Source organism: Pontibacter silvestris (assembly GCF_020907275.1).
Lineage (GTDB): Bacteria > Bacteroidota > Bacteroidia > Cytophagales > Hymenobacteraceae > Pontibacter > Pontibacter silvestris.
Genome location: NZ_JAJJWI010000027.1, coordinates 20,659 through 47,468, shown reverse-complemented (window position 1 = coordinate 47,468; position 26,810 = coordinate 20,659). Strand labels below are relative to the sequence as shown.

Annotated in this window: 18 protein-coding genes; 10 read left to right on the top strand and 8 right to left on the bottom strand. The window is 44.3% G+C overall.

Translation table 11 applies throughout. From position 1 onward, the window contains the following. Both LN995_RS18685 and LN995_RS18680 read left to right on the top strand, forming a co-directional pair. On the top strand, window positions 1–1,358 hold a 1,358-nt coding region (locus LN995_RS18685), incomplete at its 5' end, for a gliding motility-associated C-terminal domain-containing protein (protein ID WP_229962607.1). Between the two features lie 19 nt (window positions 1,359–1,377). Beyond that, window positions 1,378–2,388 (top strand): PorP/SprF family type IX secretion system membrane protein, encoded by a 1,011-nt coding sequence (locus LN995_RS18680; RefSeq protein ID WP_229962606.1) that lies wholly within the window; start codon window positions 1,378–1,380, stop codon window positions 2,386–2,388. Between the two features lie 175 nt (window positions 2,389–2,563). On the opposite strand, the gene LN995_RS22095 is transcribed toward LN995_RS18680, so the two are convergent. From LN995_RS22095 to LN995_RS22085, 3 genes are read right to left on the bottom strand one after another with little or no spacing between them, the layout of a single operon-like run. Next, window positions 2,564–3,322 (bottom strand): alpha/beta hydrolase family protein, encoded by a 759-nt coding sequence (locus tag LN995_RS22095; RefSeq protein ID WP_317206977.1) that lies wholly within the window; start codon window positions 3,320–3,322, stop codon window positions 2,564–2,566. A gap of 2 nt (window positions 3,323–3,324) precedes the next feature. Then, window positions 3,325–3,657: a TolB family protein gene (locus tag LN995_RS22090; RefSeq protein WP_317206976.1), complete on the bottom strand. Its 333-nt coding sequence runs from the start codon at window positions 3,655–3,657 to the stop codon at window positions 3,325–3,327. A 36-nt stretch (window positions 3,658–3,693) separates the two neighbouring features. After that, window positions 3,694–4,182, bottom strand: a complete 489-nt coding sequence (locus LN995_RS22085; protein WP_317206975.1) for a TolB family protein — start codon at window positions 4,180–4,182, stop codon at window positions 3,694–3,696. 576 nt (window positions 4,183–4,758) lie between these two features. Here LN995_RS22085 and LN995_RS18670 point away from each other — a divergent pair. The 7 genes from LN995_RS18670 to LN995_RS18640 all read left to right on the top strand — a co-directional run bounded on the left by LN995_RS18670 (window position 4,759) and on the right by LN995_RS18640 (window position 13,971). Beyond that, window positions 4,759–5,352, top strand: a complete 594-nt coding sequence (locus LN995_RS18670) for a TetR/AcrR family transcriptional regulator (protein WP_229962605.1) — start codon at window positions 4,759–4,761, stop codon at window positions 5,350–5,352. A 103-nt stretch (window positions 5,353–5,455) separates the two neighbouring features. Continuing rightward, window positions 5,456–6,517 (top strand): efflux RND transporter periplasmic adaptor subunit, encoded by a 1,062-nt coding sequence (locus LN995_RS18665; protein WP_229962604.1) that lies wholly within the window; start codon window positions 5,456–5,458, stop codon window positions 6,515–6,517. Then, window positions 6,514–9,612 carry an efflux RND transporter permease subunit gene (locus LN995_RS18660; RefSeq protein WP_229962603.1) on the top strand — a complete coding sequence of 1,033 codons (3,099 nt, stop codon included), beginning with the start codon at window positions 6,514–6,516 and terminating at the stop codon, window positions 9,610–9,612. The genes LN995_RS18665 and LN995_RS18660 overlap by 4 nt, the downstream gene beginning before the upstream one ends. A 20-nt stretch (window positions 9,613–9,632) precedes the next feature. Further along, a complete protein-coding gene (locus LN995_RS18655) occupies window positions 9,633–11,036 on the top strand; it encodes a TolC family protein (RefSeq protein WP_229962602.1) in 1,404 nt (467 codons plus the stop codon). A 357-nt stretch (window positions 11,037–11,393) separates the two neighbouring features. After that, window positions 11,394–11,933, top strand: a complete 540-nt coding sequence (locus LN995_RS18650) for a hypothetical protein (protein ID WP_229962601.1) — start codon at window positions 11,394–11,396, stop codon at window positions 11,931–11,933. 22 nt (window positions 11,934–11,955) lie between these two features. Continuing rightward, window positions 11,956–12,363: a DUF2721 domain-containing protein gene (locus LN995_RS18645; RefSeq protein ID WP_229962600.1), complete on the top strand. Its 408-nt coding sequence runs from the start codon at window positions 11,956–11,958 to the stop codon at window positions 12,361–12,363. 375 nt (window positions 12,364–12,738) lie between these two features. Next, a complete protein-coding gene (locus LN995_RS18640; RefSeq protein ID WP_229962599.1) occupies window positions 12,739–13,971 on the top strand; it encodes an S-adenosylmethionine:tRNA ribosyltransferase-isomerase in 1,233 nt (410 codons plus the stop codon). Window positions 13,972–14,110: 139 nt separating this feature from the next. Here the strand turns inward: LN995_RS18640 and LN995_RS18635 are convergent, their stop codons facing one another. Together LN995_RS18635 and LN995_RS18630 are read right to left on the bottom strand one after the other, a co-directional pair. Beyond that, window positions 14,111–15,445 (bottom strand): M20/M25/M40 family metallo-hydrolase, encoded by a 1,335-nt coding sequence (locus LN995_RS18635; protein WP_229962611.1) that lies wholly within the window; start codon window positions 15,443–15,445, stop codon window positions 14,111–14,113. A 223-nt stretch (window positions 15,446–15,668) separates the two neighbouring features. Continuing rightward, a complete protein-coding gene (locus tag LN995_RS18630; RefSeq protein ID WP_229962610.1) occupies window positions 15,669–16,628 on the bottom strand; it encodes a DUF1028 domain-containing protein in 960 nt (319 codons plus the stop codon). A gap of 292 nt (window positions 16,629–16,920) precedes the next feature. Here LN995_RS18630 and LN995_RS18625 point away from each other — a divergent pair, with 292 nt between their 5' ends. Beyond that, window positions 16,921–17,772 (top strand): NYN domain-containing protein, encoded by an 852-nt coding sequence (locus LN995_RS18625; protein ID WP_229962598.1) that lies wholly within the window; start codon window positions 16,921–16,923, stop codon window positions 17,770–17,772. 188 nt (window positions 17,773–17,960) lie between these two features. Here the strand turns inward: LN995_RS18625 and LN995_RS18620 are convergent, their stop codons facing one another. From LN995_RS18620 to LN995_RS18610, 3 genes are all read right to left on the bottom strand, one after another. Then, complete coding sequence (locus tag LN995_RS18620) at window positions 17,961–21,209, bottom strand: VPS10 domain-containing protein (RefSeq protein WP_229962597.1); 3,249 nt, start codon at window positions 21,207–21,209, stop codon at window positions 17,961–17,963. Between the two features lie 296 nt (window positions 21,210–21,505). Next, window positions 21,506–22,951 (bottom strand): SusD/RagB family nutrient-binding outer membrane lipoprotein, encoded by a 1,446-nt coding sequence (locus LN995_RS18615; protein WP_229962596.1) that lies wholly within the window; start codon window positions 22,949–22,951, stop codon window positions 21,506–21,508. A gap of 17 nt (window positions 22,952–22,968) precedes the next feature. Beyond that, window positions 22,969–26,196, bottom strand: a complete 3,228-nt coding sequence (locus LN995_RS18610; protein WP_229962595.1) for a SusC/RagA family TonB-linked outer membrane protein — start codon at window positions 26,194–26,196, stop codon at window positions 22,969–22,971. Window positions 26,197–26,810: the final 614 nt, after the last annotated feature.

Genomic DNA, 26,810 nt, shown 5'->3' with positions numbered 1-26,810 from the left:
CTTCTAAAGAGATCCTAATAGTCGTAATCAGACCTTTTTCAAATAACATCATCAGTACAGAAACCAATGATGTTTGCTATAATGAAAAACCGGCTCCCCTTACAGGCACTACTCCTGAAGAAGGAATAAAGCCTTATAAATATCAATGGGAAGTGAGCTTTGATAATGTTACTTATAATATAATTCCAGGTGCCACAGCAGAAAGCTATCAACCGGGAGAGCTGACTACAACTACTTGGTTTAAACGTACTGTGCTTGCTGAAGAAGTATGCGGTAAAGACCTTGCAAGTAACGCATTAAAGATACATGTAGATAAGCCAATTGCAGGAAACGACATACTAACAGCAAGCAGTGTGACTTGTAGCGGTACACAGCCTCTTTTACTACAAGGTTCTGAACCAGCGGGAGAAACTGCAGGCTATACTTACCAGTGGCTTTACAGTACAAAAGGTCCTGATAAAGGCTTTTCGCCAGCTCCTGGTGTAAACACACTCCCAGACTATCAGCCACCTGTACTTTACCAGACTACCTGGTATAAGCGCGTTGTTAATTCAGGCTTTTGCCAACAGGACACCAGTTCAGACATTAAAGTAGAGGTTATACCTCTACCTGCAACGCCACAAAGCTCTAATAGTACCAGTACAGTGGTTGTTTGTGCAGGCAACACTGTTACCTTAGGAGCGGATGTGTCACAAAATGAAAAAGCAGAATGGTATGATGCTCCTCAGGGAGGCCAACTACTATATACTGGTACAAACTTTACTACGCCTAAACCATTATGGTCTGATGCCACATATTATGTTCAGGCTGTAAACACCCAAGGCTGTAGCAGTACTGAGCGCGAAACATTTAAAATACATGTGGTTACTCCAAAGGCCGTTGCCAGTGAGGATGCCACTATTATAGAAGGAAAGCAAATACAATTAAGTGCCAAGGGAGGAGAAACTTATTCATGGTCACCTGCCGTGGGCCTGTCAAGCTCAACCAGTCCAAGACCTATGGCCAGCCCAACCCAGACTACCACTTATACTGTTACCGCTACCACACCCGAAGGCTGCTCAGCCACAGACCAGGTAACTATTACAGTAATCCCCAGAATTATACCAGCCAATGTTATCACAGCCAATAATGATGGATATAACGATAGGTTTATCATTAAAAATATAGAGTATTACCCGGAGTGCTATGTTGAAATTTATACCCGCTGGGGCGAAAAGATATTTGAATCGCACGGATACAAAGAGGCCTGGGACGGTACAAAAAATGGTAAACCTATGCCTGTGTCTGCATACTACTATATCATCCGTCTGAACAACCAGGAGGAGCCTGTCTCCGGAAGTATAACCATAATCAAATAACAGCAAAGTGTTTATCTATATGAAACGTTTCTTACTAAGCGCTATCGTATTTCTTACTGCACTTGGGGCTGTTATGGCACAGCAGCGACCTCAGTATACACAATATCCGCTGAACAATTATATTATTAACCCTGCTGTGGGAGGTATAGAAGATTACGCAGATCTTAGAATGGGTTACAGAGCCCAGTGGGTAGGTATAGAGGGTGCTCCCAGGAGCTTCTATGCTTCCGTACATGCCCCTATTGGGAAGTACAATGTTGCCCGAGCTACTGGCAAAGAATCCCTGAACCGCTATGGCTTCTCAAGTATAGACAAATATAAGAAGGCTAAGCCCCACCACGGTGTAGGTGCTATGGCACAGGTTGATAAAGCAGGATTGCTGCAAACCTCCACGCTTAACCTGAGTTATGCTTACCATCTGCCTTTAAACAAGTACCTGATGCTATCGAGTGGCATCTACGGCGGCTTTACACAATTTAAAGCTAATACAGAAGAGGCTATTGCTTTTGATCCTAATGACCCTTACCTGGCCGGAAATATCATGAATTCATCTAACCTGGATTTGGGAGTAGGCTTCTGGCTTTACAGCCCTGACTTCTACATTGGAGTGTCGGGTGCCCAACTGGCAGGTAAGAACAGGGACTTTATTCAAAATGAAGAAACAGTTGAACCTTATAACAGGCAACAGCCACACTTATACACAACAGCTGGCTTACGCCTTCAGCTCACCCGCGACCTCAGCTTCACCCCTTCGGTTATGGTGAAAGCAACCCAATCGGCATCTCCTTCTATAGATGTAAATACTAAAGTAACTTATAATCAACAACTTTGGGGTGGTGTTTCCTACCGTCATAAAGACGCAGTAGCTGTTATGGCAGGTATCAACATAAACTACCTGCTGGATGTTGGCTATACCTATGATGTGACTACCTCAGGATTAAACAAAGCCACCCGAGGCAGCCATGAGGTAGTAGTTGGCATCAAATTAGGTAATAAAGATAAAGTTATCTGCCCACAGTGGCTGTGGTAAGTTCCTAAAGCCACTACTGATTTATATTCATCAGCTTTCGGATAAAGAAATCCATAGTAGCGTTTCCTGCTTTTAAAGAATTTGCATGCCGCATCCAGTGATGCGTGTCATCCACAATTACAAGCGTTTCCAGCGGCACTTTCTTTGCTTCCAGGCGTCTTACCAGATCTGTGCTTTAGCTAAATGGCACATTCCGGTCATCATCACCATGAATAATCAAAACAGGTGAGGTCCAGGTATCAACATAAGCAACCGGAGAAGATTGCCATGCTACCTTAGTTCCTTCGTCAGCGTCGGGTGCACGCTCAAATTGATCTGGAGAAACAAGGCTTTGTATGCGGTTTATGGTACGATCATGTACACCATGAATATCAACTCCTGCGGCAAACAGTTTTGAATCGCGCCCTAATGCCATAGCCGTTAAATAACCACCATAAGAGCCTCCATAAATGCCAATACGTTTAGAGTCGACCTGCTTCTGACTTGCAAGCCACTCCCCTGCTGCTTTTACATCCTGATATTCAGTAGCTCCACTTGTTCCTCCACCTTTTGCCTGATGAAAATCATACCCATATCCAATGCCAAGCCTGTAGTTTACCGATAGTACGACAAAACCTAAACTAGCCAGGTACTGGTTTTGCGCATAAGCGTTAGCATAGTAATCAGAGTAGTTCCAGCCTAAGAGCATCTGGCGAGGTGGGCCACCATGTACATAAACAATAGCTGGCTTTTTAGATGGTCCTCCTGCAGCCTCAAATAACTGCCCGTGTATGGTAACTCCGTCAGGTGCTTTAAAAATAACCTGCTTCGGTGTAACCAGTTGCTTTTGCGGAAACTGTGCAGGTATCAGGTTCTCGCCCAGCAGCTTTAATTTTCCCTTTGCAAAAGGCATTACGGCTGCAAGAGGAGGACGTTGAGCGGTGGTACTTATCATGGCTATGTATAAACAGGTGCCCATTTCATGCCTGAACCTGGTGTAAGCACTTCCATAGCAGCCTTACCTACCGGAACACGCACCACGTGGCGCCTGTCAACATCCAGTTTATCAGGCCCAGTGTTAGCACTAAATATTACCCATTTACGGTCAGGGCTTAGGCGTATGTGTTCTGCCATAAACGAACCGGAGGTTAGCAACAATGGCTTTCCTCCAGTCGAAGGCATAGCATATAAGTGAGGCCACCCATCCTGATAGGAAAGAAAAATAATGCGTTCATTGGCTGCCCAATGCAGGTTAGTTCCGCCATGAGTGGTAGGCACAGAGCCTGCCAAAGTTTCTGGTGCCTTCCACTTCCACAGCTCAGTCGCTTATCCTGAAGTTACTTCCGCTGCCCAGATAGCCCAGGGCCGATGCTGCCGCACTAATACACCACCATCACCTGGTGTACGGACAAACACAATCTTTCTCCCGTCAGGTGAGCGATCTCGTGCGAAGGAAGGTGCAAGCCAATTAATGGCCGCTTCTTTGTTTGTATATACGCCCACCAGAGCATGGTCTCCCCTGTTCGATACAAAAGCCAGCTGAGAACCATTTGGCGACCATTCTACAGCACTGTTTGTTCCTCTTGTAGTGAAAAGAATTTCAGCCGTCGACGAAGCATCCAGAGGAGAAGCCCAGACCTGGCCGCTCTTAATAAAGGCGACCTTATCGCTGCTTGGAGAAATGACTGGTTCATCGCCTTCGGCTATGGGCCTTGGGCTCACCACCTGCAAAAGGAACACTCCATATTTGCACCTTTGGTGGTACAGGACTAAATACAGCATTGGCAGGTACATTATCGCTCCAGTTAGACCCATGATCTCCCCCTCTTACATAAACAACCCACTGCCCATCTGCAGATATAGATAAACTGGTTATCTCCTGACCGTCATCATCATTATAATTAGTGAGCTTTCAGGTCACAAACTCCGGTCCTTCTGCTACGTAGATGTTCCGTTTCCCTTGTTCGTTAAGTGCCCACGCGAGCTTTGATCCACTTGCATAACTTGTTAGATTGGTAGGAAAAGGATAGCTCATTACATCCTCTAAAGTAAAATTTTGTGCTTGAACCTCGATGTAGTGCGTTAAAAAGAAATTAATGAGCAAGCAGGTAGTTAAAAGTTTTTTCATTCTGTCTTGGTTAAAGCCCACGTAAGCATAAACAGTATAAAGTTGATAATCTCTTTTTCTTCAGCACATGCAATCCTGCTCCTTATAGAATACTTTAATACATACAAGATATATCATTTATAAATACAATAAATTAATAGATCAAATTATAAAAATTTATCAATAAACATATACTGTTTATCCTTTTGTAGCTTATGTAACAGATCTATGTTATCTTCGTTTTATAAAAATGTTAAATATAAAAGTTAACAGAGGCTTAACAAGTGCAGACAGAGGAGTTAATAAAAGAAACGGCTAAGAACGTTTTCTTTCAGAAAGGGCATCTAAGAGCAACTACGCAGGAAATAGCAGATGAGGCAGGCGTGAACCGTGCACTTATCCACTACTACTTCCGTAGCCGCAACCAGTTATTTGACACTGTGCTGCAGGAAACGATGTCTGAACTTATGGGCAGAATTATAGGCGTGTTTAAATCAGAAGCTACTTTTAAGCAAAAGATCTGCAGTTTTATAGATCTTTTCATAACTTCTCAGTATCCTTACCTGCAGACCTTTATTGTGACCGAAATGGTGAAAGACCCCGAAAAAATGAAACTGTTTCACCCAAAGGATCTGGATGAAGTGCTTACATCTTTCAGAAAACAACTGGCAGTTGAAGTGAGAAAAGGCACCATAGCACCCGTAAGTATGGAGCAATTAATTGTTAACATTATGTCTTTAGGCAGTTACCCTTATTTGGCAAAGCCTATTATCCAGACTGTTTTTATTTTAGATGACCAGGCTTATGAGAACTTTCTGAAAGAGCGTAAGAATCTTATATACAGAAGCATTTTTAATGAAGATATACAGGAAGAATAATTTTTTTGCCTACACTTTAACAAAAATGTTAAACAAGAATGGTGATAAATAGGCCTTTCAATAAAATGACCGTAAACCTACAGAAGCAGAATAAGTTATGCGTATGAAACAGTTCGCCATTATCCAATTGCTTTTCTTGCAGTTGCTTCTCCTATTCTCCTGCCATTCCTCAGATACCACCGAGGGTAAGGCCATAACTGAAAACACAGCAGGCACAACAGTAATAGTCACTCCGGTAAAAGAAAGCCTTGAGCCACAACAAATTCAACTAAGTGGTTCGACAGAGGCTGAAACCTCTGTCGATTTAGGATTTATGGTTAGCGGAAAGGTTAACCAAGTAACCGTGCAGGAAGGAGAACAGGTAAAAGTAGGGCAGTTGATAGCCAGCCTCGACCCTACTGATTACAGCATAGGTGTAGACATTGCCAATGCAAACCTATCCAGGATTGAAGATGAGTATAACCGCCTGACTATTCTGAACGAACGCGGCAGTATTACTCCAGCAGATTACAAAAAAGCTGAAACGGCACTGCAGGAAGTAAGAGCCAGACAGAAGTTAGCCGCAAAAAACCTTCGTGAAACAAGACTATATGCACCAATTTCAGGTACAGTTGCACGCAGGGGCACCGACCCTGGAGAAATTATTTCACAGGGAATGCCGCTTTTTTCCATTGTAAATACACAACCTATCAAAGTACGGGCCGCTGTGCCGGAATCCGAAGTAGGGCAGGTGAGCATTGGGCAGGAAGCTGAGGTTTACATCACAGCACTTGACTCCACCTTTAGTGGCACTATTTCCCTGATTGGCGCTGTGGCAGACCCGGCTTCACGCACTTATACCGTTAAAATAGATTTGCAGAACCAAAACAAAGTGATTCGGCCTGGTATGGTGGCAGAAGCCAGTATAGCATCCGAGACAAGAGCCCCTGCTTTAGTAGTGCCCATAGCAGCCGTTCAGCATGATACAAACCAGCAGAGTTATGTGTTTGTGGTAGACAGGCAAAAGAACCAAGCATTTAGACGCACAGTTACTGTAGGCCGCCTGATTGGGAATAATATAGAAATCATTTCAGGCCTGAACCAAAATGATTTAGTGGTAACTGGTGGCCAGCAACGGTTAACTGACGCTTCCCATGTTCAAATTAAAGAGATACAGCAACCATGAACATGATCAAATCCTCCCTTAAATTTCCACAGATAACGCTTTCTGTATTATTCCTGGTTGTGGTGATAGGTGTTTATTCTCTATTAACGATGCCGCGCCGTGAGGACCCCAAAATTACTATTCGCCAGGGACTGGTGCTGGCCTATTATCCAGGAGCCAACTCAGCACAGGTAGAAGACCAGGTAACAAACAAACTGGAGCAATACCTCTTTCAGTTTGCCGAAGTCCGCAAAGACAAAACTTACTCTACTACGCGCGATGGTGTTGTAGTCGTAAACGTAGAACTGGAGGAGTGGGTAGAGACGCCGGATGTATTCTGGTCAAAGCTTCGCCACGAAATGAATTTGGCAAAAGCATTAGATCTGCCTCGGGGCGTGCAAGGCCCTATTGTGAACACTGATTTTGGAGATACTATCGCCATGCTCATCGGGGTTCAGTCAGACAGCTTGAACTATAGCGAACTGCGGAACTATGCACAAAGAATAGAAGATGGGCTCAGAACTGTAAATGGTGTTTCCAAGATAAAACGCTACGGAGAGCGGAAAGAGCAGATTGTTATATCATCCCGCTCCGAAAAACTGGCCCAGTATGGTATTAAGCTGACACAGGTAATTCAGGTGCTGCAGGCACAAAATGCTGTTGTTCCGGCAGGAAATGTAGATACCGACGAGGCCGAAGTTCCACTATACGCCCAGGGCTACTATAATACCGAAAAAGAGATCAGCAACCAGATCGTGGGGACTTCACAGACAGGGCAGGTAATCCGTGTAGGTGATGTAGCCCATGTTCAGCGGGAATATGCCGAGCCAACTACCGAACTGGCTGTATCTGGTCATAAAGCCATGATGATCTCAGTTGAGATGCAGGAAGGTAACAATATAGTTAAGTTCGGGGAAGAGGTTCAGGAAGAGTTACAGCAAATATCCCAAAACCTCCCTAGTACCATCACCCTTACCACCATTGTAAACCAACCCGATGTGGTGGATGAAAGCGTCAGCAACTTTATTCATGAGTTTATGCTGGCCATTATTTCAGTTGTTATTGTGACGGTACTGCTGCTGCCCTTTCGCATTGCTGCCGTAGCTGCTATGGCTATTCCGGTAACCGTTGCTGTTACCTTTGCCCTGCTGCATGCTTTTGGTATAGAGCTTCATCAGGTTTCGCTTGCTGCTCTTATTGTAGTGCTAGGTATGGTTGTGGATGATGCTATTGTAATTGCAGATAATTATGTAGAGTTGCTGGACGAAGGGGTGGAACGCTGGACTGCCGCTTGGCGCAGCGCCAGCGATCTGGTTGTACCTGTACTAACCGCCACAGCCACTATTATTGCAGCCTTCCTGCCTATGGTTATCTTAACCGGCTCTACTGGTGAGTTTATTTTTGCCTTGCCTGTTACCGTTACTATTGCGCTGGCTTCCTCATTTGTGGTAGCCATGTTTCTGACACCTTACTTATGCTACCGTTTTATCAAAAAAGGACTACATAACCCTAAGGCACAGGCAGAAGCAAATAAAGAGGAGCGTAAAAAGAAATCGCTGCTGGACCGCATGCAGAACGTTTACGACAACGCTTTAGACTGGTGCATGCGGTATCGTAAAACAACCATTGTTGCCTCCCTCCTGTCTATAGTGCTGGCGGGAGTGTTTTTTACTCTTCTGAAACAAAAGTTTTTTCCGGCTGCGGAACGGAGCCAGTTTGTGGTAGAACTGTGGATGCCGACAGGCACTAAGCTGGAAAAAACGGCAAGTGCTACACAACTTATCGAACAGCAACTGCAATCAGACAGCCGTGTGGTAAATTACGCTACATTTTTAGGAACGAGTGCCCCCAGGTTTTACTATAACTTTGCCCCAGAGCCACCGGTAACAAACTTTGCTCAAATACTGGTAAATACGCACACTAACGAAGAAACCGAAGAACTGGCGGCAGACCTGTACCAGGTGGTAAGCGACCTTGTTCCGGAGGGGCAGCCACGGGTCAGGCAAATGCAGCAGGGCGCTCCTACCGTTACACCTGTAGAAGTAAGAATAGTAGGCAATAACCTGACAGAACTAAGGCGCATTGGCGAACAGGTAACGCAGATTATAGAGGATGCACCAGGCAGTTCGCTTGCTTATTCCAATTTTCGGGAAGACTACTATGGTGTTGGCATTGCTTTGAAAGATGAGGCTAACCGCTTAGGTTATACAACTTATGATGTGGCTTCTGCCATTAACACAGGTTTTACAGGTACACCAGTTTCTGTAATGTGGGAAGGTGACACTCCCGTTAATATTGTGTTGCGTCTGGATGAAGAAAGCCGGCAAAACTTCAATGATTTAAAGAACACATTCATTACCTCTTCTGTAACAGGGGCACACCTACCCCTTCGACAGCTGGCAAACCTGCAACCGCAGTGGCAAACAGGGCGCATTGTACATCGCAATGGTATACGCACACTTACTATTCAGGGCGAAGTAGCACCAGGTGCCCTTGCCTCTGAAGTCCTGAAGAATATACAGCCAAAAATAGCGCAACTTTCCTTACCAGCCGGTTACCGTATTGAGTATGGCGGAGAGATCGAAAATCAGCGTACCACATTTAGCCAGATGGTAGTAGCACTGGGCATAAGCATTGTGACCATCTTCTTTATTCTGCTATTCCAGTTCCGCAATTTAAAAGAAGCATTGCTGGTAATGGCCTCTATCCCCTTAAGCTTATTTGGTGCGTTGCTGGGACTTATCCTTACGGGCAATCCTTTTGGATTCACGGCCTTTATCGGTCTTATCAGCCTTTCAGGTATTGTGGTGCGCAACGCTATTATTTTGGTGGACTATGCTAACGAGCTTATCAGGCACGGTATGAATATTCCTACTGCGGCTGCCGAGGCAGGTAAACGCCGTTTAAGACCCATTTTCCTTACCGCAATGGCCGCTGCCATTGGCGTACTCCCAATGATTCTCTCTGGTTCGCCGCTGTGGAGCCCGCTGGCAAGTGTGATTGCGGTTGGTGTGGTGTTTTCTATGGTAATGGCCCTACTGGTAGTGCCAGTGCTATTTGCCACCTTCATAAAGCCCAAAGATAAAGCAGACCTTGTTTCAGCCAGTCATTCGTAAATCCGAAACAGAAGAAAAACATGAAGCAACTACTTTCTATACCGTTCAACATCTTCTTTTCAGAAAATAAAAAAAAGGAAAGCTCCGGTAAACTTTATATGCTTAGCCTGCTTATCCTACTGCTGGCATTTCATTCAGCAGCCTTTTCTCAGAATACCCGCACTATTTCTTTACAGGAAGCCAAAGAACTGGCCCTGGAACAGAATCGCCTGCTCAGCATTGCCCAGGAAAAAGTAGAAGAAAGTGAACTGAAAGTAACAGAGGCACGAAGCAGACAGTACCCGCTAATCTATGCGAACGGAGGCTATGTGTACAATGGTTTTAGTAAGGATGTGACACTTCCAAGAGGATCGTTGGGTGTCTATCCAGACCAGAATGTTGTTGTTCCGCAATACGATTTTCCCCTTCTGGAAAGCAGGCACAGCTTGATTGCCGCCAACGTAGTGGCACTTCAACCTATCACACAATTAGGCAAGATTAAAGCCGGGGTTAGAGTAGCACAAAGTGATGTAGCCATTGCCGAAACAGAAGTAGCTAAAGCTGAGCAACAAGTAAAACAAGGGGTGGAACAGTTGTATTATGGTTTACTGATCACGCAGAAAAGACAAGAGGAAGCCCAGGCCAATATTCAACTTACGGAGGCCAGGTTGTATGATGTAGAAAGTGCTTTACTGGCAGGTAAGACCGATGAAGTAAACAAAATAGGACTTCAGGCAGAACTGGCCAGCCAGCAACAAAAGCTTTTGGAAATAAGCAATCAACTGGAAGACTACACTTTTGACCTAAACGAAACGCTGGGCCTGCCTGCTAACACAAAGCTGAACCTTACAGAGGTGCAGGAAACTACCACTGCGCTACAACCTGTAGAAGTTTACCTGCAACAGGCACAAAAATCAAATTACGATGTACGCTTAGCTGAGGAAAACACACAAAAAGCTGCGCATGGTGTAGAAGCCGCCAAGCAGGATTATATTCCTAGTGTAAGTGCTGTAGGAGGATATATGTACCAGAGTGTGGTCTCCATTCTTCCTGAAAACAATTATTTCCTTGGTGTGCAGGCTAATTGGAACATACTTACTTTCGGAAGGAGAAAAGCTGTTTTAAACCAGCGGCGATCGCTGCAACGGCAAGCTGAAATAAACTTAGACCGAACCAAAGAACAGGTAGAAGGACGTATAGCAAAAGCGTATCGGAAAATACGCCAGGCACAAGCTATGGTTTCTGTTGCCCAAAAGGCAGTGCAGTACAGAAGGCAGGAGCTTAAACTAAAAGAGGATCGTCTGGCTGCTGGCCTTAACCTTAAAAAGGATCTGCTGGAAACACAGGCAACACTTGCAAAAGCAGAAGCCGATTTCTACAGCGCTCAACTAAACTACAATTTGGCTCTATCAGAACTGGAATCTGCTACAGGAGCAGCAGAGTAACCTATGAAGTACTGTATCTTCATAGGTACCAGACAAACGAAATTCGGGTACAAACGAGACAGAGAATTTTATAAGAATAATCTATGAGTATTCAGGCAAAGTTAATTAAAGCATAACTTCATGCTATTGACGCAAAGAGTAAACTGGCTGATAAAACTACTGAAGAGTTACAGGAATATAACGTACCTGATCCTCCTAAAGACATATAGGAACAATTAACTTGTGAAAAAATAGACATTGATGGCTCCTTAGGTTACTGGATAAGCTAACCTAAGGCAGCAAAACATTACAGGCCCGTTAAAAGCTCAATGGAAACCATTACCTTTACTCCCCAAATCCTGAATAAAAAAGAAAAGCATGAGTGCCAAGAGCTTTGAATTACTTGTAGAACAAGCCTATGCCCCGGAAATGCCAATTGCCTTTGGGGCTAGTACAGCTACTATATATAAAAAGTTTGAAGAGGAGTTTAAACTCACCCTTAAAAAAGGGGGAAGACCATCTGATGAGTTAAACTTTCGTTTCGAGAGACTTAGACTCGGTATTGCCTTGGCATTTGTAAAAGCTTACTCACGCCTGTCTGATAATGAAGGTGTAAAAGAGGTGCTGGCACTACTACAGGAAGCACTACAAGCTAAAAGCACCCGGGAAATTGACAAGATCATTCAGAAAAAGATAGCTGCTTTTGACCACCTGTACCACGAAATATTTGTAAATGAGCAACGGGAACAACTACTGGCACTTTTTGAGCAAACCATAGATGCGGGCTCTAAAGAAGAACTGGATGAATTGATTATGCAAGGGCTGGAACTGTTACAGGAGATTGATTTTAATGCAGCTTCTGAAGATGAGGACGATGAGGACTCCATTGATGAAGATTTTATCAAAAGCATTACGTAAATCCTTAAATGGCTGACGCTGTATGGAACTGACTCTAACAACTCCCGGGCTGCTTTTCCCGGCACTTTCGCTCTTACTACTGGCCTACACCAATCGCTTTTTATCATTAGCCAGCCTGATACGAGGGCTGAAAGACCGTTATGCCACAACGCACAGCCATCTTGTTTACGGTCAGATTCAAAACCTGCGCACCAGGCTGGTGCTTATCCGGAACATGCAGGCTTTTGGTATAGCCAGTTTGTTTGGCTGTGTGCTGTGCATGTTTGTACTTTTTGCCGGCTACAATACCATTGGTAAATATGTCTTTGGGTTTAGTTTAATACTCCTGATGATATCACTGGGCCTGGCCCTCCGCGAAATTCAAATCTCTGTTAATGCACTAACACTCGAACTAAACGACCTGGAGGGAGCTGAGGAGCAGCAGAAATAATATACCTTAACAAGAACTTGGAAGTTAAAGCGCAAGCTGCAGGCCTTGATTTTCGTGCGGTAGAAATCAGAAATACTTACCGCACTGGCACAACCGAGTATGAGCCAGTGTTCATTAATATAAAAGACTTACAATATTACAATCAGAGATATTGGAGCAGGCAACGAAACAACACTACATATAACATCTGATCATTCATACCTCAAACGTATTTTACATGAATAATGAGATATTGCTCAGCAACATCTCAAAGGCCTTTTCCCTTTCAGTAAACTGACACAGATGAAAAGCAATGCTAACCAACAGCAGTCCCAATAGTACACTTCTGACTTCCGCACAAACCCTTACTTTTTAAAATAACTGCATTACCTTTGCATGATAATTCGATTTATCATGATGACCAATCCCAAACAGCTGGCTATAAAGGATTTTGTGTACGAGCTGCCAGACGAGCGAATTGCCAAGTATCCGTTACCGGAACGTGACCAGTCTAAGCTATTACTGTACCGCCAGGGCAATATAGCTGATCATCATTTTACAGACCTGCCGCAGTTGCTTCCGGCTCAAAGCTTACTTGTTTTTAACGACACTAAAGTAGTGCAGGCAAGATTGCTTTTTCAGAAAGAGACAGGAGGCATTATAGAAATATTCTGCTTAGAGCCTGTAGCTCCACACCGGGAGGTACAATTGGCTATGCAGCAAACAAACAGCTGCACCTGGAAGTGCTTAATAGGCAACAACAAGCGCTGGAAAAGCGGTTCGTTAAGTTTACACTTTGAAGGTGGCACACTTACGGCAGAACGGGAAGCTCAACAGGAAGGGCATTTTCTGATTCGGTTTAGCTGGCAACCTGCTGCCCTTACGTTTGCCGAGGTGCTGGAGCAATGTGGCAAGCTACCACTCCCCCCTTACCTTAACCGTGATCTTACACCTGATGACCGTACCCGTTACCAGACAATCTATGCCCACCAGGAAGGTGCCGTGGCTGCCCCTACCGCAGGTTTGCACTTTACTGAGCGGGTATTGGAAAGCCTGAAACAACAGGAAATAGACATTGCTTACCTCACGCTACATGTAGGGGCAGGTACTTTTAAGCCTGTGAAAGCAGACGTAATGGAAGCACACGAAATGCACGCAGAGCAACTGTATGTAACACGACCTCTTATAGAACGCTTGGTTGCTCAGTCAGGAAAGCCCATAATACCAGTGGGCACAACCAGTATGCGCTCTTTGGAAAGTTTATATTGGTTGGGTACAAAGGTTCTGGAACAGCCTAAGCTGCCTTTGCAGGAGCTTTTTGTAAGCCAGTGGCAGCCTTATGAAACTACCAGCCCTCCGGATTCGGCAGATGCTTTAAAGGCCCTTTTGCAGTATATGGACCAGAACAAGGCAGATCACCTTCATGCCAGCACACAGATTATTATTGCTCCAGGTTATAGCTTTAAAATCTGCAGTGGCTTAGTTACAAATTTCCATCAGCCAGAAAGTACGCTGCTGCTATTAGTTTCTGCCCTGATTGGAGAAAGCTGGCGCAAAGTGTATCAGCATGCCATGGCGAATAGTTATCGCTTTTTGAGTTATGGCGATAGTTCGTTGTTGCTGCCGTAGCTACAAACATTATTTTGCTTAAGCATCTGTTTATACAACTTAAAATGTCTTTAACTCCCAAAGCCACATTAGAAATTGTTAAACAAAAACGCCTGCCTTGGTTATACAAGGCAGGCGTTTTTGTTTAATGTTTAAACTATTATAAACCGTATTCAGAAATCAGGTAAACCAAAGAAGCCATACCGGCAGCGCCTAACTGCATCTCGCGGCGGTTTACATTTTCAAACACATCAATTTTTGTGTGGTGATAGTCAAAGTAGCGTTGTGAATCTGGCTCATAACCTATCAGAGCTACATTCCCTTGTCCTTTAAGCGGTCCTATGTCGGCACCACCGTGGCCGTAGTCTATGTCGTGAAGGCCGTAAGGAGCCAGCAGTGGCTTCCAGGTTTGTAGCTTTCTAAGCTGCACATCACTTCCTTCCAGACCGAAACCACGTGGCGTAAATCCACCCATATCAGATTCTATGGCTGCGACGTGCTTCTCGCTGTTTTCCTTAGCCATTTCGGCATATTTTGTACCTCCACGCAAGCCATTCTCCTCGTTCATGAACATTACGGCACGAATCGTTCTTTTAGGTTTGATTCCTAAATCCTTAAACAGGCGAAGCACCTCTATAGACTGTACGCAGCCAGTACCATCATCGTGCGCACCCTCTGCCAAGTCCCAGGAATCTAAGTGACCGCCCACCACAATTATTTCATCCGGTTTTTCGGAGCCTTTGATCTCTCCTATCACATTATAAGAAAGCACATCTGGCAAGGTTTCACAGGTCATACGCATATAGAGCTTCAGCTTTGCATCGTTCTTCAGCAACTTACTTAAAGTTTCGGCATCTCTGGTGCTTATAGCAGCCGCTGGTATTTTCTCTACACCCTCCTGGTAACGGGTACCACCAGTATGCGCCACATCCTGAATGTCGTTTGTCATGGAACGCACAATAACGCCTACAGCACCAAGTTTAGCTGCTGCCACAGGGCCACCACCACGCTGGTCTACCGCACCACCGTAAGCAGTTCCTGTGTTTATCTGCGTATTATCGAACGGTCTGTTAAAGAATACAATTTTCCCTTTTACATTCTTCTTACCCAGTTTCTCCAGTTCTTCAAAATTATGCACTTCAACCACTTCGGCACTTAGCCCCTGATCGCCTGTGCCTACAGAACCACCTAGCGCCACAATATTTACATCTTCAGAACCAATCTGCTTGGAGTTATAAATACGGGCTTCTTCTTTATCGCCACGCACCCAATGAGGCACCATTACCTCTTGCAAGTAAACACGGTCCAGGTCCATTTTATCCATTACCTGCTTACTCCATTCTACAGCCGCAGCCGCTTGTGGAGATCCGCTCAGGCGGCCACCAATGTTCTTGGTCAGGTAGCGCAGGTTATCATAGCTTTCGTAGCTGGTAAGGGCATCATCATAAATCTTTTTGATAACAGCAGAATCAGAAGCAGCATTTTGCTGTGCCATGGCAGGCAAAGCCACTATTGCTGCTGCCACCACTGTTAGTTTTCGTAGTTTTTGTGAAAGTTGCATTTCAGGTGGTTGGTATGTTAGATTAGTTTGAGGCCATGAAGTTAATAAATCATTTTCAGAAGAAGCACGGACTTCAGCTTAATCTGATACCTAAAAACAATAAAGGCTATACCTGCATCAGTATAGCCTTTATTGTTTCTGTTACTTTGTATAATGCTTACTTTACATCCAGCACCCTCTTCAGGTTTTGTGGCGAAAGCTCCAGTAGACCTACCTCAGGTAGTCTGGAGGTCAGTTCTTTCCAATTACTGTCTTTGCGGTAAACTTCACGGAGTATCTTTACGGCCTCTTCTATCTGTCCGTTATTAGCCAGCGTAATACCATGCCAGTACTTCATTTCGAGGTTATTCGGGAACATTGCTTCGGCTTTACCATATTCTTCCATTGCCTTTTGCATCTGCCCGAGTTCTACGGCCACGTCACCTTTGTTCATGTGTTCGTAAGCGCGGTATACTTTCAGCAGGCGAGCCAGTTCCTCCAGGGGCTGCTCATGGTCATCTACACGCAGGTCAATGGTTCTATCGTTCCAGGGCTCATCTGATGCTTTTCCTTTTACCACAACCATGGCTGCAGACTGCCTGCCCCTAATGTCTCCGCCTTCCTGTTCTGCAGCCTGCATGGCCATTAACACGCGCTCTGCCAGTGGCTGCCCTTCGCTCTTCTCAAAAGACTTAGCCATAGCTGGCCATACTTTGTCTGACAGCATCATGTTAGCCTGCACCGAAAAGTTCTGCCCGGTAATATGCCCGGCATAGCGAATGCATTGTTTACCAGTGTGAGCCGCCACTCTGCCTTGCGCATCCAGTATAGCCACTTGCCGCACTTCCCTGCCTTCATCATCACTTAACAGTATCTCCAATGCTTCTTCGGCTGATTTACCTTGTTTGAGTAACTCCAACCCTCTTGGCCCGAATGATTTGTTTGTGAAAGATTGTGTAGCTATTGCACCCACTCCTGCTTCTGCCCAGGAAACAGCCGTACCTACAGAAAACCAGTGGCTTTGCACGCCTACGGCCATTTCACCGGTTTTAGCATCTCTGGCTACAATGGAATAAGTATGTGCCAGTGGCTCCTCTGCTTTAAAAACCTGTGCCTGCACAATGGTAAACGCTGCCATACAAGAGGTAGTCAAGGTTAAAAATATGGTTCTAAGTTTTCGCATAGACGCTAAAATAAGCTTTCCTTTTTATTGTTGCAACTCCGCTGTTATACAGCATCCGCATCCTTGAGCTAACATCTCCTTAAACCAGATAAGTTATCTTTCATGAATCCCGAAACTATCATTATACAGCCTTTTAAGAAGATAAAACCTTTGGGACTGACTATGGTCACAACCTGAGTTAAAAACAGAAGTATAAGTATAGACAAGGTGCTATATCTGTAACACCAACATAATTTTTCTTCCTTACATGAAAAACACGTACCGCGAAAAGAAACCCAGCCGCATGTCCTTACTAATTGATGGAGATAATGCACAACCCAGTTTGATAGTGAAGTTGATGGCAGAAGCGGGCAAATATGGCTCTATTACTATCCGGCGCATTTACGGCGACTGGACCACTCCCCAAATGAACGGATGGAAAGAATGCCTGAACAACCACGCCATCCAACCCATACAGCAGTTTCGCTACACAGTAGGTAAAAATGCCACTGACAGCGCTTTGATTATTGATGCCATGGATTTATTACACAGTGAAGTCGTGGATGGTTTTTGTATTGTATCTTCTGACAGTGACTATACCCGCCTAGCCACCCGCATACGGGAATCTGGTGTGTTTGTGATGGGTATCGGACAACGAAAAACGCCAAAGCCTTTTGTTAATGCCTGTAATGTTTTTATCTACACAGAAAACCTAACCGATGATATAGATGACAAGTTAATTGCGGAAACAGATAAACCTGAGGCAGATGAAAACGGTCAGGACAACCAACGCCTAAACCCTGTTCCTATGCTAAAAGAGGCTTTCAGTATGGCAGCTGACGAAGACGGCTGGGCACATCTTGGTTCTATGGGCATGAGCCTGCGCCAACTCGACCCGAGCTTTGACCCGCGTACGTTTGGTTACGGTCAGTTATCCCAACTAATAGAGGCGCACAAGAATCTCTTCATCATCCGAAAGGAAAATGACAAAGGGCCTTCTGCTGTATATGTAAAGCAACAGGTAAAGCCACATAGTAAGCGCCGCAGCAATGGCAGGGCAAACAAAGTAAAAGATAAAGAGAAGAGGCCTAAACGGCAGCCTAAAAGTAAAGTGGAATAGATTCTGTACATACCAAGACAAAAGCCCTTCTTCCCGAATAAATCCAACAGGAAGAAGGGCTTTGAAATGAGCTATCAGCATAAGCCTTATCAGGCATAGGAGCTTTTAAGTAAGTAGTGCTACCTACTGCTATACAGCTTTCTGTTATCCGGATAAAGAACATACTTCACCTGATAACTCTGATGCAACTATTCCAGGCTTGCCCGATCTAAAGACGAATATTCTTTTACAATATTTAAAGGCACCGACTGTACTTTTTTACTATAAGTAACCCATTGGGTACTGAAAAAGCGATTTATTTTATTGAGTGTTTCTTGCGTCAGCACTTCAGCCTGTTCAATTAATTCGGTTTCTGTCCTGGTTGGCGTTTCCTGGCGTCGGCTTATGTAAGCACCTGCCTCCTGAAGCTTTAGCATGGGCGTGAGCATATAAGGACGCCCCAAGCCTTGTTTTTCGCTTTTCTTTCCAACTATCATCTCTGTTACTGATTTAAGGGAGTCCTGCATGGCTAAAGTAGCTCGACGAAGCTCTTCATACTCTTTCCCGCTTTTGTTCTTCAATTGCCCCATCACTACATTAGTAGCTTCAGTAGCCTCCACTATTCTGTCGGATGCCATTGTTAGCTCTGAGATACTTTTATTTACACGCTCCTGCATAGCATAGCGAGCCACAGCGGCTTCTTTGTTGAACGGCATTCGGGGATCAGGATTCACCTTCACGAAGGTTGAATCTTTTGCGCCGGCATAACTGAACACCACCTTGAAACGGCCCGGCACTACCTGACTTCCTGTAGGCTCTCCGTTACCTCTTCTGCCAAGCATACCACTTGGCATCCTGATACCTTTCTCCGTTAAGTCCCAGTTTAAACGTTGCACTCCCATTACAGTATCCGGCACTTGTTTTAGGGTCCGGATAAGTTTGTTGGTATCATTGTAGATGTTTACATAGAGTGTATCAACGGCAGATTTTACTGTTTTGGTTTTGGCAACTGCCTCGTTACTTACAGCTTTTTTAGATTTCTTAGAGGATTCAGCAGCTTTAGAAGTTGTTATGCTCTGCTTCGGTTTGATATAGTATGTAAGGTTAGCACCTGCCGGACGATTTTCGGCCTGATACATGCTTTCGGCATCTTTCCCATATCCTTGCGGGCCACGGTAAGTCGCCAGGTAAGCGTCTGAAGGTTCAAATGCCACTAGTTGCTTATCTAGCACTTTACCACCCGTAGCTGCTATTTGGCGCAAAGGACGGATATTATCCAGCACATAAACAGAGCGACCAAAGGTACCTATCACTAAATCAGCTTCACGCTCCTGAATAGCCAGGTCCATCACTGGTACAGAAGCAGGTATGCCATGGTCCCACTTTGCCCAGTTTTTGCCTTCATCTGTACTAACCCATAAACCGTTTTCGGTACCGGCAAACATCAGGTGTGGCTCTGTCGGGTCCTGTAGAAAAGAGAGTGCATAACCTTTTATTTTCTTATCGTCCACTAAACGTGTCCAGCTTTTGCCGTAGTCGGTTGTACGATAAATGTATGGATTAAAGTCGCTGCCCATGCGGTATAGATTAGCTACCACAAAGGCTTCGCCTGCGTTATGGCGCGAAGCGGTGATCTGGGCAATCCAGGCTTCTTTCGGTAGATTTGGTATGCGGCTGCTTAAATTTACCCAAGCCTTACCTCCATCGCGTGTCAAGTGCACATTGCCATCGTCTGTGCCTACCCAAATTACACCCTGTTGCAGTGCACTTGGTGCAAGGGTGAGTATGGTATTATGATTTTCTGCATTGGTAGCATCTAAGGTAAGACCACCACTCTCGTCCTGCTTATGGTGCTCCGGATTGTTTAGTGTAAGATCCCCTGATATGGTTTTCCAGGTCATCCCCTTATCTGTAGATTTATGCACAAACTGGCTACCGGCATAAATGGTATTTTTATCAAAAGGATCCTGGGCAATACCAGTGTTCCAGTTAAAGCGTACTAGGGTGTTTGCATCGGCAACGGTTGGTTTTACGAAAGAAGCTCCTCCTGTTACTTTGTCATAGCGCACGATGTTACCACCTTGTGACATGGCATACCCATAGCGGGCATCTTCCGGATCAGGCATCACATCAAAACCATCTGCTAAGATTAAGGCCTGCCAGTGAGAGTTGCGGATGCCTCCGTTGTAAAAAGTATAGGCAGGGCCTGCCCAGGAGCCATTGTCCTGTAAGCCGCCATAAATGTTGTATGGTACTTCGTTATCCACATTTATATGGTAAAACTGCCCTACAGGTATGCCTTCCGGGTTCATCCAGGTTTTGCCATGATCACGGCTGATCGCTAACCCTCCGTCATTTCCGTCAATAAGCAGGTTCGGGTTCTCCGGGTGTACCCAAAAAGACTGGTGATCTGAATGCACCTGGTCGGGGGTAGCTAACACTTTAAAGCTCTTCCCTCCATCTTCGCTATAAGACAAGGGCGCACTGAGTTTATAAATACGATTTTCGTTTTTAGAATCTACATAGATTTCATTGTAGTAGAAAGGCCTGTCAGTAGCAATTGAAGGTTCATCTGTCACTAATGTCCATTTTCCACCTCCATCGTCAGAACGATACAAGCCATTTTTAGTGGCCTCCACCATGGCATAAATCCGGCCAGGCATGCTACGGCTAATGGCTACACCTATGCGACCTAAGTCTCCTTTAGGTAATCCATCGGTTTCGCCTTTCTTCTTCCAGGTTTTCCCACCATCATAGGTAATATATAAACCTGAGCCAGGCCCTCCCGAAGTAAAGTCCCAGGGAGTACGCCGGTGCTGCCACATAGCCACTACCAACTTACTCGGGTTGGCAGGATCCATGACCATATCAGCCACTCCTGACTTCTCATTTGTATAAAGCACCTGTTCCCAGGTTTTACCACCATCAGTTGTTTTATAGACTCCCCGCTCTTTATGATCTCCCCAAGGCAAACCAATAACACCAGCGTAAACTACATTGGGGTTGGTTGGGTCGATGATGACCCGATGAATGTTATGTGTTTTCTCCAGCCCCATATGCTTCCAGGTGAGGCCACCATCCACACTTTTATAGATGCCGTTTCCCATGTTTACAGAATTGCGGGGGTTTCCTTCTCCTGTGCCTGCCCACACCACACTAGGGTTACTTTGCTGAATGGCAATAGAACCTATGTTAATATTTGACTGCTTGTCAAATATTGGAGCCCATGATGCGCCACCATTTTCGCTTTTCCAAACACCACCAGAAGCGGCACCTACATACATTATATCCGGGTTCCTAACCACTGCATCAATAGCTGTAATGCGGCCACCCATTACGGCAGGGCCAATGCTACGAGCCTTCATATTTTTAAAAACAGAAATTGGCAACTGTTGCGCATGAGCTGCACCCATACTTAACACTGCTGCCAGAACTAAATGAGGTAGCTTTTTATACATAATAGAAAAGTTTATAGATTAACAGGACTAGCTAAATAGCAAAAAACTCCCAGGCAAAGGCACTTAGTTTAACCTGTGTTAAGATAATTAATTTAGGCTGTGTCTAATGAATCTAAATCTGATTGTAAAATAGTCTCTAACTCTATCATCAGAGCAATTAGAGAACACTTAGGTTTTGGTTTTTCCCTTCAAAAGGTATTCTCATCAGACACAGCCTAGGTAAAGCGAAAAAGACATTGGATAAGCCCGCTACCCAATGTCTTTGATAAGCTCACTATTAAAAGCTGAACAGTATTTTATTCATAAATAGGTAACTTTGAAAAAATACCGGGCACTACTGACGGAGCATTTAAGTTAGAGTTAAGCTCATTCTGTGGGTAAATAAAGCGCCACGGCAACTCAGTACCCGTATTTGGTGCTAAGTTTACTCCAAATACTTCACCCCGTGTACGGCGTTCATCATTCCAGCCTAAGTGTGTACCATAGAAAGTAACATAACGCTCCTGCATAATTTCCCTTAATAAAGCATCCTCCTGTGAGATACCATCCTCATTTTCGATTCCACCAGCGGCAAAATCTGCTGCTACATAAGGCTCATATTTCAATGTTGCTGTTGACTCGTAGGTAGGGTCAATATAACCTCCTGAACTCAGAAAGCTTCGGTAGCTATTAAGATATTCCAGCGCTTGGTCAACACCCATACCTGACCTTAAAGCGGTTTCAGCCAGCGTCAGAATATTCTCCTGATACGTAACTAACGGGAAACTGGCATTCATTGCAAAGAAACCTCTGGCTGTAGCAGAACTAGAGGTGTTAGGCTCTGTAACACCAGATGTATTCACCCCGTCGGGTCTGTAATAAAAAAGGAACCTTGCTGACTCATCTGTTTTTGCATTACCACGATAAGTTGTGCTCTTAGGATCTAATAAATTAACATTGTAAGCGTTTGCTGCAGAGATATCCCCTGGCCTGGATTGCGTCAGAAAGGCATAAAACTGATTCTGGTTTACACTGGCTATTTCACCATGCGGTGCATATAAGGAGTTTTCGTACGTACTGATCCCATTTTCTGCAGCTGTATAGGCTGCCTCGTACTGCTCTGTGTCTGTCAGTAAACGCGCTTTGAGGGTATAAGCAGCCTGTATCCATTTGGTTGCATCGCCGCCAAAATGAATATCTTCATCCCCAACAGTACCTACTCCTGATTCTAAATCCGCAATGGCATCATCAAGTAAAATCAGCAACTTAGCATACACATCAGCCTGGCTTTCGAACATCGGGTTAGGGAACTCCTCTATTTTCCCAGCCTGCTCAAAAGGGATATCGCCCCACAGTTCAGTGGCTGTTGCCAGAGAGTTAGCCATTACAATCTTAGCTATGCCAGCCATTTTCCTATTATTCAGTTCCATTGCTTTCTCTATGGTGATCTGAGCATTATTGACAGTGCCTCTGAAGACATTGTTCCACTCGCTATCGAAGTTACCAGACGTTATGTTATAGTTATAATAGTCACGCCACTGCCGGTCATGGCCGGTAGCGTACCCACTCCAGATAGATACTAAAAGGCTTGCAATACCTTCCTGCACCACCACGTTGGCTAACTGGGTTCCGGTAAGTGTCAGGTCACCTGGTGCATCAGTTGGGTTGTTAGGGTCAATGTTCATATCATCAACTATCTTTTCGCAAGAGAAAAGGCTCAAACCTAACATCAATACGGCAACTGGTTTATATATTCTCTTCATTTCTTCTTAATTAGGTATTAGTAATTAAATCTAAGGCTGAAAACTAAAGACTTGGTATTAGGACTGTTAAAGTAGTCCTGTCCTCTGGAATTGCTCACACCATTCAGGTTAGTTTCCGGGTCAATACCTTGTATATCAGTCCATAAGAAAGGATTGCGAGCTGTAACGGTAAAGTCAATAGATTGCAGTTTTGTCTTTTGACGGAAGCTTTCAGAGCTTAAAGAGTAGCCTAGTGAAAGCTCACGAACGCGTGTCCAGCTGGCATCGCTTACAAATTGCTCTACCAATGTGCTAAAGCCGCCGCCAATAGAAGTATAGTAAGATTGATCTAACAGTACTGGACCTGCACCAAAATCCTGTATGTTTCCACGAACGGTACTGCCTGCTGGTATCACGTCTCCTGCATAGTTAGTCAGATCCTGTGTCAGGGTTACTTCGTTCGCTACATCAGCATGACGGCCAAAGTTGTAGAGAACTCCTCTTGTGCCCTCGTACATATCACCACCCTGAGAAGTCTCGAAAAGAACATTTAAAGAGAACTTCTTATAAGATAGATTAGTACCAAAACCTCCACGCCAGTCCGGGTTAGGATCGCCAAGCACCTGGAAAGTCGGCGCTACCTGCGGAAAGCCATTGGCGTTAAGGCTTAAAGCACCTGTTTCATCTCGTAAGTAAGCACCACCGTACAGAGATGAAAGTGAATAGCCTACTTTGGCCACTGTACTAGCTGTAGTGCTGAAACCTCCCAATGTAATAATATCAGTACCTGCCAGGTCGGTTACACGGTTCTTGTTACGGCTGGCATTGGCAAATACATCCCAGCTAAAGTCCTCGTTTTGAATCAGGTTGTAGTTCAGGTCTAACTCTAGCCCCTTGTTTTCCATCGTACCAGCGTTAGTATACCGCTGCGTAAAGCCAGTAGAAGCAGCCGTAGAGACGTCCAGTAACAGGTCTTCTATTTTATTCTGATAATAGGTAAAACCTAAGGATAACTTATTATTGAGGAAACGAAGATCGGTACCTAACTCCCACTCTGTCTTACGCTCAGGCTTAAGATCAGGGTCTCCCTGGCGTGCACTCTGCACAAAAGCACCACCGTACCCAGCACCACTCAAGCCACTAGACCAGTCGCTGAAAGATGCATCCACAAAGGTGGTAGTGTTTCTATAAGCTTCTGGCTGTATACCAACAATACCGTAAGAAGCACGCAGTTTACCAAAAGACAGAAAGCTGTTGCCGCTCAAAGCCGGCAACTCTGTAAACTGCCAGGCTACATCTGCTGAAGGATAATAAAATGTGGATCTTGATGAGCTACCAAACGTGGAACCAGCTTCCGCAGCACCTGAAATATTCAGGAAGAGCTGATTATAGAAGCCAAGATTTACCGTAGAATACAAGCGGGCCATACGGCGGTTCGATCTGTTATTGAATGGCTCATTATTGGTTCGGGTAGAGTTTACAAAATTAAGTGGGGCATCTGCAATAACGTAGTTTGTCATGTTACCACCCAATCTGTAATACTTGCGGTCATTTACGTTAAACCCAAGAATAAATGTACTGGTAACATTAGCACCAAAATCTTTTGTAGCCCGACCAATCAGGTCAAAGTTCATTTCGTTTTCCTTGTACATTTCCTCTGTAAAGTTCCCTAAGCCATTAGCACTGGCAGACCACATTGGGTAATCAGTAATGCGCTGATCTGTATAACTATCAATCCCGCCACGCGCTGTAATATCAAACCAGTTCAAGGGACTAATCACGAGTTCGGAGCTAACAATAAAACGGTCTACTTCTGATAGGTTCGTCAACTCATTGATAGCCCATAGAGCATTGTTATAGATAGGATTATTATTTGCACCCAAATAGTTACGATAGGCACGCTGACGATTCGGAATAGCACTGGCAGTAGGAGAAGCATAATAGTCACCGATATACCCCCGGCTGTCAAAGTCGGCTGGCGTACGTAGCATAGCTATGTAAAGGCCGTTTACGCTGTTGCTTCGCTGCACCCTGTTAGATGTTGACCGCACGTAGTTGGCATTGGCTGAAAGCCTGATAATTTCATTAAACTGCCGTTGTGTATTAAAGCGTACAGAAGTTCTTTTATAATCACTCGTTCCGTTCAGTATTCCTTTCTGGCGCAGATCACCCAGGCTAAAGTAGAAATTACCCTGTTCGTTGCCACCGCTTAAACTCAGATTATTATCCAGGTAAGTACCAGTTCTGAACACAGCATCTTCCAGTTCTTCTTCGTAAGTCTCTGTTGAATTCTTTTGAATAATCGGATAGAAGGTCTGTCCATTATAAGCTTCAAAACGAGGGCCATTCATGTCTACTACGTCTTCTCCACCAGAACGCGCAGAAATCTTATCGCCCCAAGAATTGGCCGCAATTGGACTATATACGCCATTTGATCCCTGCCCGTAGGTATTCTGAAGTGGGTGTAATCTGTTAGGGCGGTCTAAAGATAAGGATGAACTAAAGGATAGGTTCATTTTACCCTCAGCCCCTCTTTTAGTGGTAATCACAATCACTCCATTCGCAGCTCTGGAACCCCATAACGCAGCCGCTGAAGCTCCCTTAAGCACCTGCATAGAAGCAATGTCTTCCGGGTTAAGGTCATTTAGGCGTGACTGCTGCGTAACACCAGCGGCTTCACTTCCCAGCGTAGAGTTACTGATAGGTATACCATCGACTATAACCAAGGGCTGATTTGATCCGGTGATAGTATTTTGCCCACGAATCTGAATGGTAGAACCTGCACCAGGGTCACCGGCAGACTTGGTAATTTGCACACCGGCTGCCCGCCCGGATATACCATTAATAACACCGGTTTCTCCACCACGAACCAGAGCAGCAGGCTCTACTACAGAGGCAGTGGATCCTTGTTTATCTTTATCCACTTTAAAACCCAGTGCTGTTACAACAACCTCAGACAGTTGTTTGGAGTCTGTTTCCAAAGCCACGCTTATAGTTGCCTGATTTCCTACAGAAACCTCCTTTTGCAACATGCCTATAAAAGAAAAGACTAAAGTACCACCACTTTCCGGCACTTGCAGTTGAAAGTCTCCTTCAATACTCGTAACAGTACCGGTTCCTGTCCCTTTTAAAGCAACACTAACTCCCGGAAGAGGAGAGCCATCATCTTTAGAAGTAACCTTGCCAGTAACTGTCCGGCTTTGGGCCATTGCATAGCTGCCACACAATAGCCAAAGAATCATTACTGTTAGTAAAGATTTGTTCATATATGGTAAATTTTAAAGGTGTACTATAATAAAATATACTATTATACTAAAGAACCTGGTAAAGGCTTAAGCCAAGGCAAAAGGAAGACTAATGGAATATTACAAAACCATCAATAAAGAGAAACAAATAGATCTTGATATCAATAATAAGATAATGTTTTTAATATTGCAACAAATTAATTACAATTATTTTAAAATTAAAGCTATAAAATAAAAATGTCTAAACATTAGCTAGCATATGTTAGCATAATACTATTACAAAACTCATCTTATGCTTAAAAATATAAGATGTGGAAGAAGGCTGTGGAGAAGAAGTAATATATTACATGCTCAAAACACTTGGCAAGCACAAATACATACATATCAATAAATTATTAATCAATAATCAACAAAATATAGCATTTTTTACCAATTTTTTATTTAAGTTTATAGTAAAATGAATGCAATATAGTTTTATAACACTCTTTTACCTGTAGCCCCATAAAACTTAGATTCTTCATACCCTAAGACAAAAACAAGTTTCAGGTTAGCAAAAGAGGTTAAACGAAGACTGATTTTAATATTAAATCCACAATATTTTGCCAAGTCTGAACAAAAGCAAGAAGCAATAGCTT